This is a genomic window from Streptomyces sp. NPDC059696, from assembly GCF_042733745.1.
Classification (GTDB): domain Bacteria; phylum Actinomycetota; class Actinomycetes; order Streptomycetales; family Streptomycetaceae; genus Streptomyces.
Genome location: NZ_JBHWFG010000067.1, coordinates 1 through 14,847, shown reverse-complemented (window position 1 = coordinate 14,847; position 14,847 = coordinate 1). Strand labels below are relative to the sequence as shown.

At 68.2% G+C, this 14,847-nt stretch carries 12 protein-coding genes and 1 pseudogene; all 13 read left to right on the top strand.

Going from position 1 to position 14,847, the window contains the following annotated elements; translation table 11 throughout:
- The coding region (locus ACFV20_RS36260) for a phage/plasmid primase, P4 family (RefSeq protein ID WP_385665311.1) at positions 1-1,348 on the top strand (1,348 nt) is incomplete at its 5' end.
- 205 nt (positions 1,349-1,553) lie between these two features.
- Positions 1,554-1,940: a DUF6009 family protein gene (locus ACFV20_RS36255; protein WP_030592536.1), complete on the top strand. Its 387-nt coding sequence runs from the start codon at positions 1,554-1,556 to the stop codon at positions 1,938-1,940.
- Between the two features lie 136 nt (positions 1,941-2,076).
- On the top strand, positions 2,077-3,141 hold the full coding sequence (locus ACFV20_RS36250; RefSeq protein ID WP_073772392.1) for a cobalamin-independent methionine synthase II family protein: 1,065 nt from the start codon (positions 2,077-2,079) through the stop codon (positions 3,139-3,141).
- A gap of 160 nt (positions 3,142-3,301) precedes the next feature.
- Positions 3,302-3,850, top strand: coding sequence for a carboxymuconolactone decarboxylase family protein (locus ACFV20_RS36245; protein ID WP_073772391.1), 549 nt, complete (start codon positions 3,302-3,304; stop codon positions 3,848-3,850).
- Positions 3,851-4,140: 290 nt separating this feature from the next.
- Positions 4,141-6,042: an FAD/NAD(P)-binding protein gene (locus tag ACFV20_RS36240; protein WP_073772390.1), complete on the top strand. Its 1,902-nt coding sequence runs from the start codon at positions 4,141-4,143 to the stop codon at positions 6,040-6,042.
- Complete coding sequence (locus ACFV20_RS36235) at positions 6,043-7,275, top strand: putative PEP-binding protein (protein ID WP_073772389.1); 1,233 nt, start codon at positions 6,043-6,045, stop codon at positions 7,273-7,275.
- Positions 7,276-7,720: 445 nt separating this feature from the next.
- Positions 7,721-8,821, top strand: a complete 1,101-nt coding sequence (locus ACFV20_RS36230) for a bifunctional DNA primase/polymerase (RefSeq protein WP_381115581.1) — start codon at positions 7,721-7,723, stop codon at positions 8,819-8,821.
- The gene (locus tag ACFV20_RS36225) at positions 8,818-10,380 is read left to right on the top strand and encodes a phage/plasmid primase, P4 family (RefSeq protein WP_073772388.1); all 1,563 of its coding nucleotides are present in this window, start codon (positions 8,818-8,820) and stop codon (positions 10,378-10,380) included. The genes ACFV20_RS36230 and ACFV20_RS36225 overlap by 4 nt, the downstream gene beginning before the upstream one ends.
- A gap of 148 nt (positions 10,381-10,528) precedes the next feature.
- The gene (locus ACFV20_RS36220) at positions 10,529-10,918 is read left to right on the top strand and encodes a DUF6009 family protein (protein WP_073772387.1); all 390 of its coding nucleotides are present in this window, start codon (positions 10,529-10,531) and stop codon (positions 10,916-10,918) included.
- A gap of 140 nt (positions 10,919-11,058) precedes the next feature.
- Positions 11,059-11,391, top strand: a complete 333-nt coding sequence (locus ACFV20_RS36215; RefSeq protein WP_073772386.1) for a hypothetical protein — start codon at positions 11,059-11,061, stop codon at positions 11,389-11,391.
- Between the two features lie 13 nt (positions 11,392-11,404).
- Positions 11,405-12,934 carry a helix-turn-helix transcriptional regulator gene (locus tag ACFV20_RS36210; RefSeq protein ID WP_073772385.1) on the top strand — a complete coding sequence of 510 codons (1,530 nt, stop codon included), beginning with the start codon at positions 11,405-11,407 and terminating at the stop codon, positions 12,932-12,934.
- On the top strand, positions 12,935-13,507 hold the full coding sequence (locus tag ACFV20_RS36205; protein ID WP_073772384.1) for a helix-turn-helix transcriptional regulator: 573 nt from the start codon (positions 12,935-12,937) through the stop codon (positions 13,505-13,507).
- A 213-nt stretch (positions 13,508-13,720) separates the two neighbouring features.
- A pseudogene (locus tag ACFV20_RS36200) lies at positions 13,721-14,001 on the top strand (PaaI family thioesterase); the annotation flags it as partial.
- Between the last annotated feature and the right edge of the window lie 846 nt (positions 14,002-14,847).

Genomic DNA, 14,847 nt, shown 5'->3' with positions numbered 1-14,847 from the left:
CGCCAAGCTCTTCGTCCGTCTCTACCGTGATCAGTTCCGGCACGTGGAGGGCCTGGGCTGGTACTCCTGGGACGGCTACCGGTGGAAGCGGGCCGGAGGCGAGAAAGCGGCCCTGTGGGCGGCCGGCGAGATGGCCGAGGAGATTCCCGACACCGATCCCCGAGGGCTGTTCACCGACCGGGAGCTGCACCACCACAAGCGCCGCACCCTGTCGACAACCGGCATGAAGGCGCTCCTCACTCAGGCCAAGGCGTCCCCAGACCTCTCCCTCGACCCCGACACCCTCGACGGCGACCCCTACGCGCTGTGCACCCCGGACGGAGTGGTCGACCTCCGCAACGGCCGCATGCGCAAACCCGATCCGACCCGCGACTTCCACTCCCGTGCCACCAGCGCCTCCCCCCAGGACATCCCCACCCCCCGGTGGCACAGGTTCCTCGAAGACACCTTCGGCAGCGACGCCGAAGGCCGGGAGATGATCGACTTCCTCCACCTGCTCCTCGGGTACTCCATCACCGGTGACGTCGGGGCACAGGTGCTGCCCTTCCTCCACGGACAGGGCAAAAACGGCAAATCAGTTCTCCTCGACGTGATGATCCAGATCCTCGGGGACTACGCCGACGCGGCCCCGCCGGGCTTCCTCATGGACCGTGGCGCCTACTCCGAGCACTCCACCGAACTCACCGAGCTGCACGGCCGCCGCCTGATCGTGTGCAGCGAGCTCAAGCCCAACGACCGTTTCGACGAGGCCCGGGTGCGCCTGCTGACCGGCGGAGACAAGATCAAGGCCCGCCGCATGCGGCAGGACTACTTCTCCTTCACCCCCACGCACAAGCTGTGGCTGCTGGGCAACCACCGCCCCGAGGTCTCCACCGGCGGCTTCGCCTTCTGGCGCCGGATCCGCCTCCTGCCCTTCGAACGGATCGTCCCCGACGAACGCAAGATCGACAACCTGGCCGTCAAACTGGTTCAGGACGAGGGCCCGGGGATCCTGCACTGGCTCACCGAGGGGGCTCGCCGCTACCTCGCCACCCGGGACACCCTCGCGGGCCCCGACCGGGTTCGCATCGCCACCACCGCCTACGCCAACACCGAGGACCACATCGGCCGCTTCCTCGCCGAGTGCTGCCTCCACGACCCCGAGAACAGCGACCTGCGGGTCGAGCAGGGCCTGCTCTACGCCTCGTACAGCAACTGGTGCGCGACCAGCGAAGGCATCCGGCCCGGAACCGCCCGCGCCTTCGCCACCCGTGTCCGCCAGGAAGTGGGCCTCGCATCGCCCGCCGACATGATCAAATCCAACGGCCGCAAGTTCTACCCCCACCTCGCTCTGGCGGCCGACGAATGAACGTCCCCGAACCGGAGGCACTGCCGCGCGAAAGCGGGCCCCCTCTACGATATGAGTGCCCCCTGGACGTACCGGGCCGCGCCCTCCGCCGGGAACCGGCGCCACAGGCGGCCCGCACCACTACGGCACCCCATCGCAGATGAACACACGCACCACGCAGGCACCGCCCCACCCGGTGCACGCCGATGAAGGAGAGGTCGCCGCCATGAGCTCGCTACTGACCGACAGCGATCTCGTCCACGAGGCGAACGTCGTGTGGCTCGAAGACCCCGAGGGCCTCGACTACGTCCGCCAGGCCCTGGACAAGACCCCCCGGCGCAAGAACAAACCGCGCTACGCCCGCGACGGCCGCATGATCGGCTACATCGAACTCGGGGCCGACGCCGAGGCGGACCCTGACAGCGGCCTGTACCGGCGCCGGGTCTTCTTCCTGCTCCCGCACGACCGGGACTCCGATCCCGAAGGCGTCTACCGCCAAGGCGCCCCCGGAGAGGCCGTCGACCCCCGCACCATCGAGCCCAACCGCGTCGGCGAGAAAACCCCCCGCTCCCAGCTGGGCACCTCCTCCGCCGTGGCCACGACCGGATCCTAGAACCCCGCCGGCTCTCTCCCCCGCCCTACACCACCACGTCCCGCCGCGCGGCAGTTTCGCCTGAACTTCCCCTGCACACACGGCAATCAGGGCTTTCCGGTGATCCGGACCCCGACCTCTTCCTATTCTTCCGACCATGACCATCGCCACTGAGCCGATCGGCAGCCTTCCGCGTTCCGCGACCCTCATGCACGCCCTCACCGCACACGCCCAGGGAACCCTGGACGACAGGGACCTCGCCAAACAGCAGGAGCAGGCCGTCGCGGACACCCTGGCCCAGCTGGAACGAGTCGGCAGCCCTGTCCTCGTGGACGGCGAACAGTCCAAGCCGAGCTTCGCCACCTACCCCGTGACCGGCCTCGACACCCTCTCCCCGGACGGTGCCGTCATCCCCTTCGCCGACGGGCACACCCGACAGCTCCCCAGCATCACGCAAGGGCCCTTCCGCTACCAGGTGCGGGCCGAGACCTATCTCCGCGCAGCACGGCAGTTCACGGACCGCCCCCTGAAGCAGGCGGTCATCGCACCCTCCGCCCTCAGCCTCCTCTACCCCGCCACACCCATCGAGGGCTACCCCCGCGAGGAGTTCCTGCGCGACCTCGCCGACGAGGCCGAGGCCGACATCCGCGGCTGCCTGGACGCGGGCGCACACGTCGTCCAGCTCGACTTCACCGAAGGACGGCTCTCCCTCAAGCTCGACCCCAGCGGCGGCGTCCTCGACGACTTCATCGCCCTCAACAACGAGGTCCTGGGACGCTTCAGCGCCCAGGACCGCGCCCGTATCGGCGTACACACCTGCCCCGGGGGTGACCAGGACTCCACGCACAGCCTCGACATCGACTACGCCGAACTGCTGCCCAAGCTCTTCCAGCTCAAGGTGGGCAACTTCTACCTCGAACTGGCCGGCGAGGCGGACCCGGAGCGGGTCCTGAGCATCGTCCGCGACCACCTTCCCCCCACCGCCCGCGTCTTCGTCGGGGTGACCGACCCGATCGACCCCGTGGTCGAGACCCCCGAGCAGGTACGCGACCGGGTCCTGCTCGCCGCCCGCTACATCCCCGTCGAGCAGCTGGGAACCTGCGACGACTGCGGCTTCTCCCCGTTCGCCGACGACGCCTCCACCACGCGCGAACTGGCCTTTGCCAAGATCGAGGCCCGCGTACGGGGCACCGCCTTGGCCGAAGAGGCGCTCGGCCTCTGACCCCGGCCTTCCGGCGGCCCGGCCCGACCGCCACCGTGCCGGGTCGCCGGGCGACCTGCCTAGAAAGGGCTGGAGGGCGGCGAAGACAGCTCACAGGGGCGGGTGCTTGGGCAGACTGCGAGGACGAGGAACTCCCACCACTAAGAGGAGAGGCATTCCCATGCCGCGGATTCCCGTCCACACCATCGACACCGCACCCGCAGCCGGCGGAGAGATTCTGCGCCGGCTGGAGAAGCGATTCGGGCGAGTGCTCAACATCCACGGGGGAATGGCCCATTCCCCCGTGGTCCTGGAGACCTACGCCGCGATCACCGGAGCCGTCGCCGAACACGGAACCTTCGACGCCCGCACACGTGAGGCGATCGCCCTCGCCGTGGGCGCGGTCGACGCATGCGCGTACTGCCAGGCGGCGCACACGGTGTCGGCGAAGGTGGCGGGCTTCACCCTGGAAGAGACCGTGGCGATACGCCGGGGGACGCCCGGGGACGACGCGAAGCTCGAAGCCCTGGTCCAGGTCGCCCGGGAGATCGCCGGCGAGGTGGGCGAGGCGTCGGACGCCTCGTGGGACGCGGCCGTGGCCCAGGGATGGACGGACACCGAGCTCGCCGAGGTCTTCGTCCACGTGGCCGTGAACCTCTACACCAACTACTTCAACCACTACGCCCGCACCGAGATCGACGTCCCCGCCGTTCCCGGCATCGACAGCTGACGCTCCCGCCCCCACGGCCCCGGACAGGCTCCGGCGGGCCCTGCGGCCGCCCCTGCCGGCGACCCGCCCCTTTCCAGCTCGGGGGGCGGCTCACCGACAGGGGCTTCGCCGTCCGGTGCCTTCGGGTATCGTCGGCGCCACGATCGTGCACGACCCTGTCCCGGCATCGTGTTCCGGCCCGATACCTGTACGGATAAGCCGAGTTGATGCCCAGTCAGGGAACTTCCAGTCAGCGAAGACACCGACGGGGAGCGCACGACGGGGCGCCCCTGAGTCAGCGGGGAGGCTTCATGGGCAAGACGGGTGCGCGCCCCAGGGTGCTGGTCGTGGGGGCGGGCCTGGCCGGCACGGCCACCGCGATACGGCTGCTCCATTTCGCGAGAAGACCCCTGGAAGTCATCCTCCTGGAGCGGCGTGCCGACTACCGCTCGGCGGGCGTCGCGTATCACCGTGACGGCAATCCCTGGGACCACGTCTTCAACATCCAGGCCGGCCGGATGTCGGTGTTCCGCGAAGACGTGCTCGACTTCATCAACTGGGCCAACCAGGAGGCCGACCGCCGGGACTGGCCCCAGCGCTGGGCCTCCTGGAAGTTCACCGAGCAGGGCCCCGCCCCCCGCCGCATCTTCCAGGACTACCTCGACGACCGGCTGATCGAGGCCGCCCGGGAAGCCTGCCCCGGAGTCGTCCTCGTGGAAGCGGACGGCGAGGCGCTCGACACCAGGCCATGCGACCGCGGCTTCGAGGTGACCGTCAGGGGCCTCGGCCCGTACACGACCGAAGGGCTGCGCCCCGGCCCGCTCCCGGACACGCAGATCCTCGACGCGGACCACGTCGTCCTCGCCACCGGCCTGGAACTCAAGGAGCCGCCTTTCGCCGCCGGCGTCGCCAGGCACCCCTCCTTCGTCCGCAACCCGTACTCCGCCCCCGGGCTCCGCGCACTTACCCGTCTCCCACCCGATGCCTCCGTGGCCATCGTCGGATCGGTTCTGAGCGCCTACGATTCGGCAGGTCTGCTGCTGCGCAACGGACACGTCGGCCGTATCCACCTGATCTCCAGGTCAGGGACGATCTTCCGCACCTACCCCGACACCCACGAACACGGAGTGGTGCGGCTGCCGCGCCCCGACCTCCTGATGGAGCCCTACCGCGACCGCGAGGAATTCCTCGCCCGTGTCAGGGCCGCCTGGCAGGCCGCCTGCGCGACCGTCAGGGACCAGCACCCCGAGATCGACTCCGTGATCGTCTCCGAACGGGTCGCCAAAGCCTGGGAGCCGTACATCCCGGAGGTCATCGACCGCATCCCGACCGACGACCTGCGCCGACTGCTCGACGAGTTCGCCACCAGCCTCGCGGCCCTGCGCGTCGGGGCCGTGGAGTACACGATGGAGATCATCGAGCGAGCGATGCGTCCCCAGGACGGCCGGGTGGAACTGGTCGTCGGCCGGGTGCAGGAGATCACCCCGGCGGAGTCCGGACGGCTGACGGTCTCCGTCGCCGCTCAGCACGAGCGGCACAGCGTCGAAGCCGACCTCGTGGTGTCCAACTTCGGCAGGGAATTCGACTACACCAAGGTGGAGCAGCCGCTCTGGCGCAACCTCCTCCGCAAGGGCATCGCGGTCCCCCACGAGCGCACCGGGCGCGGCGTGGAGGTCGACGAATGCGGAACGCTGCTGAGCTCCGACGGCACACCGGTCGGGCCGATCTCCACCGTCGGCGTGCCGAGAGAGGGCGACGAGATCGTCAGGCACGGCCGGACCGGCGCCTTCGCGTTCAACCTCGCAGCCATCAAGAACCACTCCGTCGCCGTCGCCGCCCACGTCGTCGAACGGCTTGAACTGCGACAGGACGGCTTCGACGACCTCGCCGCCCGGCATTCCCACTACCGCAGCTATGTCAGCAACCCGGAGGAAGCGGTCCGCGAGGCACTGGAGGAGTCTGTGGGACTGGAAGTGCGGAGGCTGGCCACCCGCGAACGAAGGAGCAGGGAAGCACTGGAAGCCCGCCTGAACGCCCGTATTCGCTCCCTGGGCAGCCTCCCCGTACTTCCCACGGGCGTCCCCCGTGACGAACGCCTGATGAGGGCGATCGTCAACCGGGTGGCCGTGGAACGGCTCAACGACGTCTCCGTGACACCACGGCAGCTGCGTCGGCAACTGGGGTTGGAGAACGCCGAACATCCGGAGGACTAGTTGAACGGGAACGGGCGACGGATTCTGGGATCTCTCCTGGCCGGCGGCACCGAGAGTGTGCTTCAGGGCACCTGCAACCGAACGCGAAGTCCGCGCGAAGGAACCATCCTCATCGCCCCTTCCCTGGAAGCGGGGCTGTACGACGCCATCGTGGCCGCACGGGCCGTGGTGTGCGGCTCCGGTGGACTCACCGGTCACATGCAGTCCCTGTGCCGCGGCAGGGGGATTCCGGTACTGCGCGTCGAGGAGGCGGACCTCGCCGATCTCGTCGGCGAGGTGACGCTCTACCTGGAGAGCGCCTCCATCGTCGTCGGGCCCCGCCCAGCCCCGGCTCCCGGGGGCGGCAACCCCGTACTGGACGCCATCGGCTCGGCGTGTGCGGTCATCGCGGACCTCCAGGACATCACGACGATCAACTCCTGCGGACCCGAAGCCGCCCGCGTCGAGTCCTTCTTCATCCGTGAGGAATTCCTCTGCCTGGCCCTGGGGCTGAGCCCGCTCGACGCCATGGCCGGCGACACCGCAGGCATCACCGCTTACGGACAGGCCGTCGGAGAGCGGCTCTGCGGCTTCGTCGAAGCGCTTCTGCCCGGTCAGCGACTCGTCCTGCGCATGCTCGACCTGCGCTCCGACCACGCGGCCGAAGTCACCCAGGCCGCCCCCGTCGCCATCGAGCCCAACCCCGAGATGGGCATGCACGGCGCACGCTGGCTCCTGGGCTCCACCGGCTACCGCGAGGCCCTGCACGCCGTACTGGCGACCCTGCGCAAACGCCTCGGCGACGAGGCGGACCGGGTGGGGCTCTCGGTGCCGTTCGTCAGCGACGAGACGGAGTTCGCACAACTCAGAGCCCATCTCGACTTACCCGACGGCACCCCCCTGTCCGCCTTCGTCGAGACGCCCTCCGCCGTCCACGCCACCACCGCGCTGTGCGCCGCCGGGGCCAGTGAACTCTTCGTCGGCCTCAAGGACCTGGTGCAGTTCTATCTCGCCGCGGACCGGGGCAACCACCTGGTCGCCGACTCCTACCGCACCCGCCACCCCTCCGTCCTGGACGGCGTACGCAGCGTCGTCGAATCCGCCCGCGCCGCGGGCACCCCGGTACGGGTCTTCTCCCTGGCATCGGACCTCGACCACTACCTCGCACACCTGCCGGCCCCCGACGGCTACATGATGTGCACCGCCGAACTCCAGCAGCTTCTCCTGGCTCCCAGCTCCCGTTCCACCGGCTGAAGTGCGGTGCCTTCAGCCCCGGAGCCCTTTGGTCCCGTGTCAGTCCCACAAGAGAAAGCGCAGGTCAGATGGGTTCTCCACAGAAAGCACGGGACTGACGGGACTCGACCCGGTAGTTATCACCTCACCAGGCGTCTCCGACATGCGCGCGCGCATGGGAAGCAGCGGTAGTCGTGGGCAGCTGATAACTGCACGGTCGAGTCCCGTCAGTCCCGTTGTTCTGGAGGAGAACTCTCTGACCTGGTCTTTTGCTGTGCGGGACTGAAGCGCCCGCGGCCCCGCGGGACTGAGCGCCCCTAGGACTCGGTGGCTGCGGGACTGACGGGATCCTGATCCACCGACACGTCCCGGGGCTTCTCTGCCGCTGCGCCCCCGTGGGCTACGCTCGTCTGGCAAACCCGATGCTTCAGTCCCGTCAGGCCCGTTGGTTCTGCCGGAGAACGGCATGAACCGCGACAAGGACGATGTGTTGAGCCGCCACCCCTCGACCCCACCGGATCCCCCGGGCGAGGCCGTGCACGGAAACACGATCGCCCGGTGGTGCGCGCGGGCAGGATGGCCGGTCCACCCCCTCGCACCCCAGCAGAAGGTCCCTCCGGCCAACTGCCAGGCGTGCAAGGAGGACCGGCACCCGCCCGTGCTCTGCCCGTGCAAACAGGCAGGACGCTGGTGCCACGGCTTCCACGCCGCGACCACCGACCCTGAGCTCATCGACGCCTGGTGGCACGCCGGCTCCCGCTTCGGAGTCGGCGTCTCCTGCGGCCCCGCGAACCTGGTCGTCCTCGACGTGGACGCCCACGCCGCACACGTACCCGACCGCTCCCGCCTCCTGCCGGGCATCCCCATCGCCCCCCAGGTCAACCTCTCCGGCCTGGCCACGGGCTTCGACACCCTGGCTCTGCTCGCCGCCCTCCGCGGCGAGCAGAGCCCGGCCGCGGACACCGACACGCTGAGAGTGCGGACCCCCTCCGGGGGACTGCACATCTGGTACCGAAACCCCCACCCCGAGACCCGCTACCGCTCCTCGACCGGCTCCAGCCCGAGAACAGCACTGGCCTGGCAGGTCGACGTGCGCTCCGACAACGGCTACATCGTGGCCCCCGCGACCACGACCACCGCGGGCAGCTACCGCCCGCTGGGAACAACCCGCATCCCGGCGCCGCTGCCCCGCTGGCTGGCAGCGGAACTCGTACGCACCCACCACGTACGGGCCGAGACCCCCCGCCCCGCCGCGATCGCGGGCCACCCCCGCCGACGCCGCTCGGCGAAAGGAGCCGAACGGCTCCTGAACCCGCTCCTGGACGAGGTGTCCGGATGCGCGGCGACCCCGCAAGGGGCGAGCTTCACGGAGAAACTCAACCGCGCCGCCTACACCGCCGGGGGACTCGTCCAAGGAGGCCACCTCCCCGAGGAAGAAGCGCGCACCCTGCTTCTGGAAGCGGCCCGCACCGCACGCCCCGCCCAGGAGAGCCGCAACCTCACGATCATCGAGACAGCTCTGTCTGCGGGTGCTCAGCGCCCACTCCACCCCCGAGGACGTTCATGAGCGCCGAGTACACACGCTTCGACGCGGAAAGGGCCGCAACACAGATCCAGCAGCAGAACCTTGCCTGGGATCCGCCCGAGTCGCACGCGAACCTGCCCGCTCAGCAGACCGACGCCCGACCACAGCCCGTCCCCGAACCGCACGGACTGCTGCCCAACTCGTTGACGGACCGGGGAAACGCCAAACTGTTCGCCCGCCTCTACCGCGACCAGTTCCGCTACGTGATCGGCATGGGATGGCATTCCTGGGACGAGTACCGGTGGAAACTGACCGGCGGCGACGAGGCAGCGGTCTGGGCTGCCGGGGAGATGGCCGAGCAGATCGCCGATCACGACCCCCAGGGAAGATTCACTCCCCGCCAGTTGGCCGCGCACCGACGGCACTCCGAATCCACCTCAGGACTCAAAGCCCTGCTCTACCAGGCGCAGGCCGCCCCCGGACTCCGCCTGGACCCCGACGTCCTGGACGGCGACATCTACGCCCTGTGCACCCCAGTCGGCGTCGTCGACCTCAGAACCGGAACGCTGCGCAAGCCCGACCCGCTCACGGACATGCATTCGCGGGCCACTTTCGTGGCGCCCCGCCCCATGCCCATCCCGCGCTGGAACAGCTTCCTGCGCGACACCTTCGGCGACGACGCCCAAGGCAGGGAAACCACCCGCTTCCTGCACCTGCTCCTCGGCTACTCCATCACCGGCGACGTCGGTGCCCAGGTCCTGCCCTTCCTCTATGGTTCCGGAGCCAACGGCAAGTCCGTGCTGCTGGAGGTGATGATGCAGATCCTGGGCGACTACGCCAACGCGGCCCCGCCCGGCTTCCTCATGGAGAAGGGCAAGTTCACCGAGCACTCCACCGAACTGACCGAACTCCACGGCCGACGCATCGTGGTGTGCAGCGAGCTCAAGCCCAACGACAGGTTCAACGAGTCCCGCGTCAAGCTCCTCACCGGCGGCGACACCATCACCGCCCGCCGCATGCGACAGAACTTCTTCACCTTCACCCCCACGCACAAGCTGTGGCTCCTGGGCAACCACCGTCCCGAAGTGGGCACCGGCGGCTACGCCTTCTGGCGCCGCATGAGGATCATCCCCTTCGAGCGGAGCGTCCCCGACGAACGGAAAATCGACAACCTGGCCGCCGAACTCGTCCACGAGGAGGGCCCGGGTATCCTCCACTGGCTGATCGAGGGAGCCGGACGCTATCTGACGACCCGCGACCCGCTCACTGGACCGGCCTCCGTGCGGCTGGCGACCGCCGCCTACGAGACGACCGAAGACCACGTGGGCCGCTTCATCACCGAATGCTGCACCAAGGGCGAGAACGGACGCCCCAACCCGGAACTGCGCGTCGAACAGAAACTGCTGTACGAGACCTACGGCCGGTGGTGCTCGGAGGAAGGCATCCGGCCCTCCACCAGCCGCGCCTTCGCCAGCCGCATCCGCCAGGAACTCGGCCTGACCTCACCCGCAGAAATGATCAAGAACAACGTCAAGAAGCTCTATCCCGGCCTCGCCCTGCTCCACAACGGGAACACCGATGGCGCAAGCGGGACGCCATGAGGGCCTTCCGCACCAGGGAGGGGCGCACGGCCCGACCGTACGATGGACGGGGCCGGCCGCCCCACCGCGCCGCGCGAGCCGGGAAGACGAACAGCATGAAAGCCCCGACCCCAGGCCGGTGCCCGGCCGCCGAGACCCAGGAGGCCTGATGAGCGCGATTCCGCAGGAAGGCGATCTCGTCCAGGAAGCCGAGGTCGTCTGGCTGGAGGACACCGAAGACCTCGACTACGTCCGCCAAGCCCTGGACAAGGTCGGCACCCGCAGAGGCAAACCCCGATACGAGCGCGACGGCCGGATGATCGGCTACACCAACCTGGGGCCCACCGCGCCGCGCAGCGCCGACAGCGGCCTCTTCGCCCGTCGTACGTTCTACTTGCTGCCGCATGACCGCCCCAACCAGCCCGACGACCCCGAGTGCCCCTACCGGGTGGGCTCGCCTCTGGAAGCAGTCGACCCTCGAACCGTCGCGGCGGGCGAGGTCGGAGCCAAGACCCCTCGCTCACAGGCTTCGGGGGAGATAGTGTCCGCCCGCTCGTAGAAGGGCGCCCACGCGGGAGTGCCGCGGGCCGGGACGGGCGACGCCAGCGAGCCGACTACTTTTTAACTTGTTGTAAAGTTATATGGAAGGGTGGTAACTTGGTGACAAGTTGAACAGTTCAGCCTCCAGGAGGTGGGCAGGTGTTGCAGATCCAGATCGGCCCCGAGCGCGAGGCGGACCCCGATGACAGGCTCGGGCGATCCACCATCGGATGGCGCCCCGGCATGAGCGAGGACGAAGTCTGGGAGACCGGCCGCGGCATCTGGAAGTTCAACGCCGACCGCGCGCTCTCCCAGGACGAGGTACAGATCATCAACACCGAGGGCACGGTCCTGGCCGTCGCGAAGATCACCGGGATCTCCAAACACGGCGACCGCTACGCCCTCGAAGGAGAACTGCAACGCGGCGACGACCGCGTCGGCCGCGCCACCCAGGTCCCGCACCTCTCCCGCAACCCCGTCACCTACATCTGAAGGGAGCGTTCCGGTGAGCGACTTCGACGCGATCGACTCCCTCCTCCACTCCGTCACCCCCCAGGCCGACCTCCCGGAACCCGAAGCCCGCCGCGCCCTGCGCGAGCAGGCTCAGCTGTCCAAGGCACAGGTGGCCCGCGCCCTCGGGGTGAGCCCGTCCACGGTCAGCGCCTGGGAGGCCGGCCGGGATCCGGCCGGCGAGGTACGCGCCAAGTACGCCTACCTCCTGGACGGATTGAGCGCCAAGCTCCTCACCGACACCACGCCCGAAACCGAGTCGGCGGTGGAGTCCACCGCTGTTCGCTCCGTTGATGCGGACGCTACGGCTGAGGCCGGGCCCGCTTCTTTCGCGTTCGAGGACGGGGACGAAGTCGAGGTACTCATGGCCCCGGAGCCGTGTGTGCTGTGCGGGCGTCCGGCCCGACAGCGAGTGGAGGGCTTCGCTCAGCACCTGGACCCCGCCGAATGCCAGGGCGGCGCAGTCGGGACGCCGCCGGCCCCGGCCGCCGACCGGCCCGCCCCGGCTGCCCCGAAGCCCTCCAAGCGTGCCAAGAGCCCGGCCCGCCGGGCGTTCCAGGAACCGTCGGGCCCCGGGGACTTGATCCACGCGGCCGTCGAGGGAGCACTCGCCGAGCACCAGGGCGACGTGGAAACGGCCACCGCGGCGCTGTTGAAGAAGGCGATCCCGGACGCCATGCGCCTGCTGGACGAAACCCGCAAGGGCGCACGGTACGACGTGATCGCCCACCCCTGGATTCCCGACATCCTGAAGAAGCAGACCTCCCGGGGCGCGGACCAGATCTGGGAGGCCCGCCCCAAATGGACCCGCGCCGAACTGCCACCCGGCGTTCATGAGGTGACGGCACTCGACGTCAACGGCGCTTATCTGTCCGCCCTCAAAACCCATCTGCCGCTCGGGCAATTGGAGCACACCACCGGCATGCCGCACGACCGCCGCCGCGCCGGAGTCCACCTGATCACCCCACCGGTCTGGGAGCACGACGCCGTGCTGCCCAACCCGATCGGCGAGCGCGACGAGCCCGGCCCCCTCTGGGTCACCGAACCCACCCTGCGGCTCCTGCTGCGCCTGTCCAGCCCGAAGCACGGCCTGTGCGAGGTGCCGGAAATCCACGAGTCCTACACTTCAGGAGCCACGGAGAACCTGCTGGAGAAGTTCCGCAGCACGCTCAAGGACGCCCGCGACACCGCCATCGCCGACAGTGACCCGGTCACCCTGGAGTACGTGAAGGCGATGTACTCGAAATTCGTCTCCACCATGGGGGAGTCGAACTACAACCGGGAGCTGTACCGGCCGGACTGGATGCACATCATCCGCTCCCAGGCCTTCGCCAACCTCTGGATGAAAGCGCTCAAAGCCCACGACGAAGGACTCGCCGTCGTCCGCGCGATGGGCACCGACGAACTCCACGTCATCGGCGACTGGCGCCGTGTTTTTCCCGAAGGCCGAGGGGTGACCGAGGTCAAGGTCAAAGACCTCTACACCGCGGGCGCCGACACCGACACCATGGGGGAGGAGCAGTAGATGCCGGAGAGGAACAACGACTTCGGAAAGTTCGGCGCGAGCGGCGTCAAAGGAAGCGAACTCGTCGGGCGGAAGCTCGACGACCTCGCCGGCGGCATCGTCACCCCCGTCACCGCGAAGCGCGGACTGATGGCACGCCTGAACTATCTGACGAGGTCCGACCATGCCCGCCAGGCCGCCAGGGAAGCCGGGCTGACGGTGACCGACCGCACGCTGAAGGCGTGGCTGGAAGGCAAGCGCCGCCCCTCGAAGAAGAACCTGAAGAAGATCGACGACGCCTACCAGGCGGTGCGTCGGCAGAACGTGGCCCGGCACCTGCTCAAGCGCCTCAACGCGAACGGCGGCACCAGGGTCGAGATCCATCCTCTCAACCAGTCCGGCGTCGCCCGCCCCCTACAGCGCGACGTCCCCTTCCGGCACATGAATGTGCGCCGCTGGGACCGGATCGTCGGCGCGTGGGCGGCCGGAGACCACCACGGCCTGGACGCGGCCTGGACCGACGACGTCCTGCCCGATCTGGGATCCCAGTACGGAGCGTACGAGTACTGCACCAACGTCGGCTTCGCTGCATAACTCCAGGCCAGAGGCAGTCTACGGACCTCGGACCCACGACTCTGCCCCGCCACCAGCAGAGAGGGGCGAGAGCCGTGCGTCCGAAGGCCAGCGCACCCGGCTCCTGCTGTGCTGCTTCCGTGCCGCCGTCACCGACTGCGGTGGGCGCGGTCCCGGGTGCAGAGCCGACGCACACCGCACCCAGCGTGTGGTTCGGCCGTCGTCGACGGCGAATATGTCCACGCTGGGGTTACCAGCGTGATGGCAGACAGTGTCGGCGGCTACGCGGCGCTGACACTGTTCGACGAGGACTCCGAGGTTCTCACCGGGAGTGCAAAATCAATCTCCTTGCTCCTGCTGTGGGCGCCCGTCTCGAAGGGACCGGGGACGTCCTGAAGTCCGGACGTACCTTGACCATTTGTCAGTTGGAGGTCTGGGGCATCCAGAGTGACGGTGGCCGACGACTCGTGGCCCACGGCCGGCAGACGCTGGTCCGTGCGCGGGCCAAGCAGTGAACCTGCAGTCGCTATGGTCTTACTTTCCAACGCCGCTCACTTTTCGATGGTAATGATCAGAGCTTTCTGACACAAGTTATCGGATCGATGACCGGGTGGGCGATGTCAGGAATTTGTCTCGGTATTCGAGCATGGGTTCTCCGGTGTGAATGGATCGTTTCCGCTTCCCTGACGACTTGGTCCGCCGGAATTGATTCGGTGGGTCGCGGAAGCGGTGGGTTTTCAGATTTGGGAGTAGCGGAGAGGAGAATATCGCATCGAAATTCAGCGCTATCATATTGGTGAAGTGCGGTATTGTCCTCGTCACAGTTATAACGTAATATTTCGGAGGTGAGGATCCCGCGCGAAGGAAAATGGACCAGAAATCCACTGATGCCCTCCCTGCGTGATCGTGACCGTGTCACCAAGGCTTCGGGAGCTGTCCCTGATGCCGCGGGGGAAGGGCTCAGGAAAGTGGCCCGCACGCCGCTCCAAGAGCTTTTTCCATCTCTGATCTCCTCTATTGCCGGACCTTGAGAACGAGCTGGCGCTCGCTAGGGATTGCAGACGGTTTCGGAGGGGTTCTGAAAGAGCCGGCTCGGCAAGCGCCACCGGGGCTATCTTATTCGATATGCATGGAATAGTAATTCTGGGAAAATGTGTAAAGCGTCCTCGGGGAGCCGAATAAAACGCTACGGGTTTTATTCGAAAAGAAACCTGTGCACCCCTCCGTTACCCAGCCAGCGCTTTCAGGAATTCGCGGAGCGGATTCCGTCAGGCCGGATCGCGGAGCGATCCGAGCCCAGGGCCACGGAGTGGCCCGTACCCCGGCGCGAAGCGCCCAACTAGCAGCGCGGAGCGCTGCCC

Excerpts from the sequence above, each read along its gene's own strand:
- ACFV20_RS36255 (WP_030592536.1), top strand. The coding sequence starts at position 1,554 with ATGAGCTCGCTACTGACCGACAGCGATCTCGTCCACGAGGCGAACGTC.
- ACFV20_RS36245 (WP_073772391.1), top strand. The coding sequence starts at position 3,302 with ATGCCGCGGATTCCCGTCCACACCATCGACACCGCACCCGCAGCCGGC.
- ACFV20_RS36250 (WP_073772392.1), top strand. The coding sequence starts at position 2,077 with ATGACCATCGCCACTGAGCCGATCGGCAGCCTTCCGCGTTCCGCGACC.
- ACFV20_RS36225 (WP_073772388.1), top strand. The coding sequence starts at position 8,818 with ATGAGCGCCGAGTACACACGCTTCGACGCGGAAAGGGCCGCAACACAG.
- ACFV20_RS36220 (WP_073772387.1), top strand. The coding sequence starts at position 10,529 with ATGAGCGCGATTCCGCAGGAAGGCGATCTCGTCCAGGAAGCCGAGGTC.
- ACFV20_RS36205 (WP_073772384.1), top strand. The coding sequence starts at position 12,935 with ATGCCGGAGAGGAACAACGACTTCGGAAAGTTCGGCGCGAGCGGCGTC.
- ACFV20_RS36240 (WP_073772390.1), top strand. The coding sequence starts at position 4,141 with ATGGGCAAGACGGGTGCGCGCCCCAGGGTGCTGGTCGTGGGGGCGGGC.
- ACFV20_RS36230 (WP_381115581.1), top strand. The coding sequence starts at position 7,721 with ATGAACCGCGACAAGGACGATGTGTTGAGCCGCCACCCCTCGACCCCA.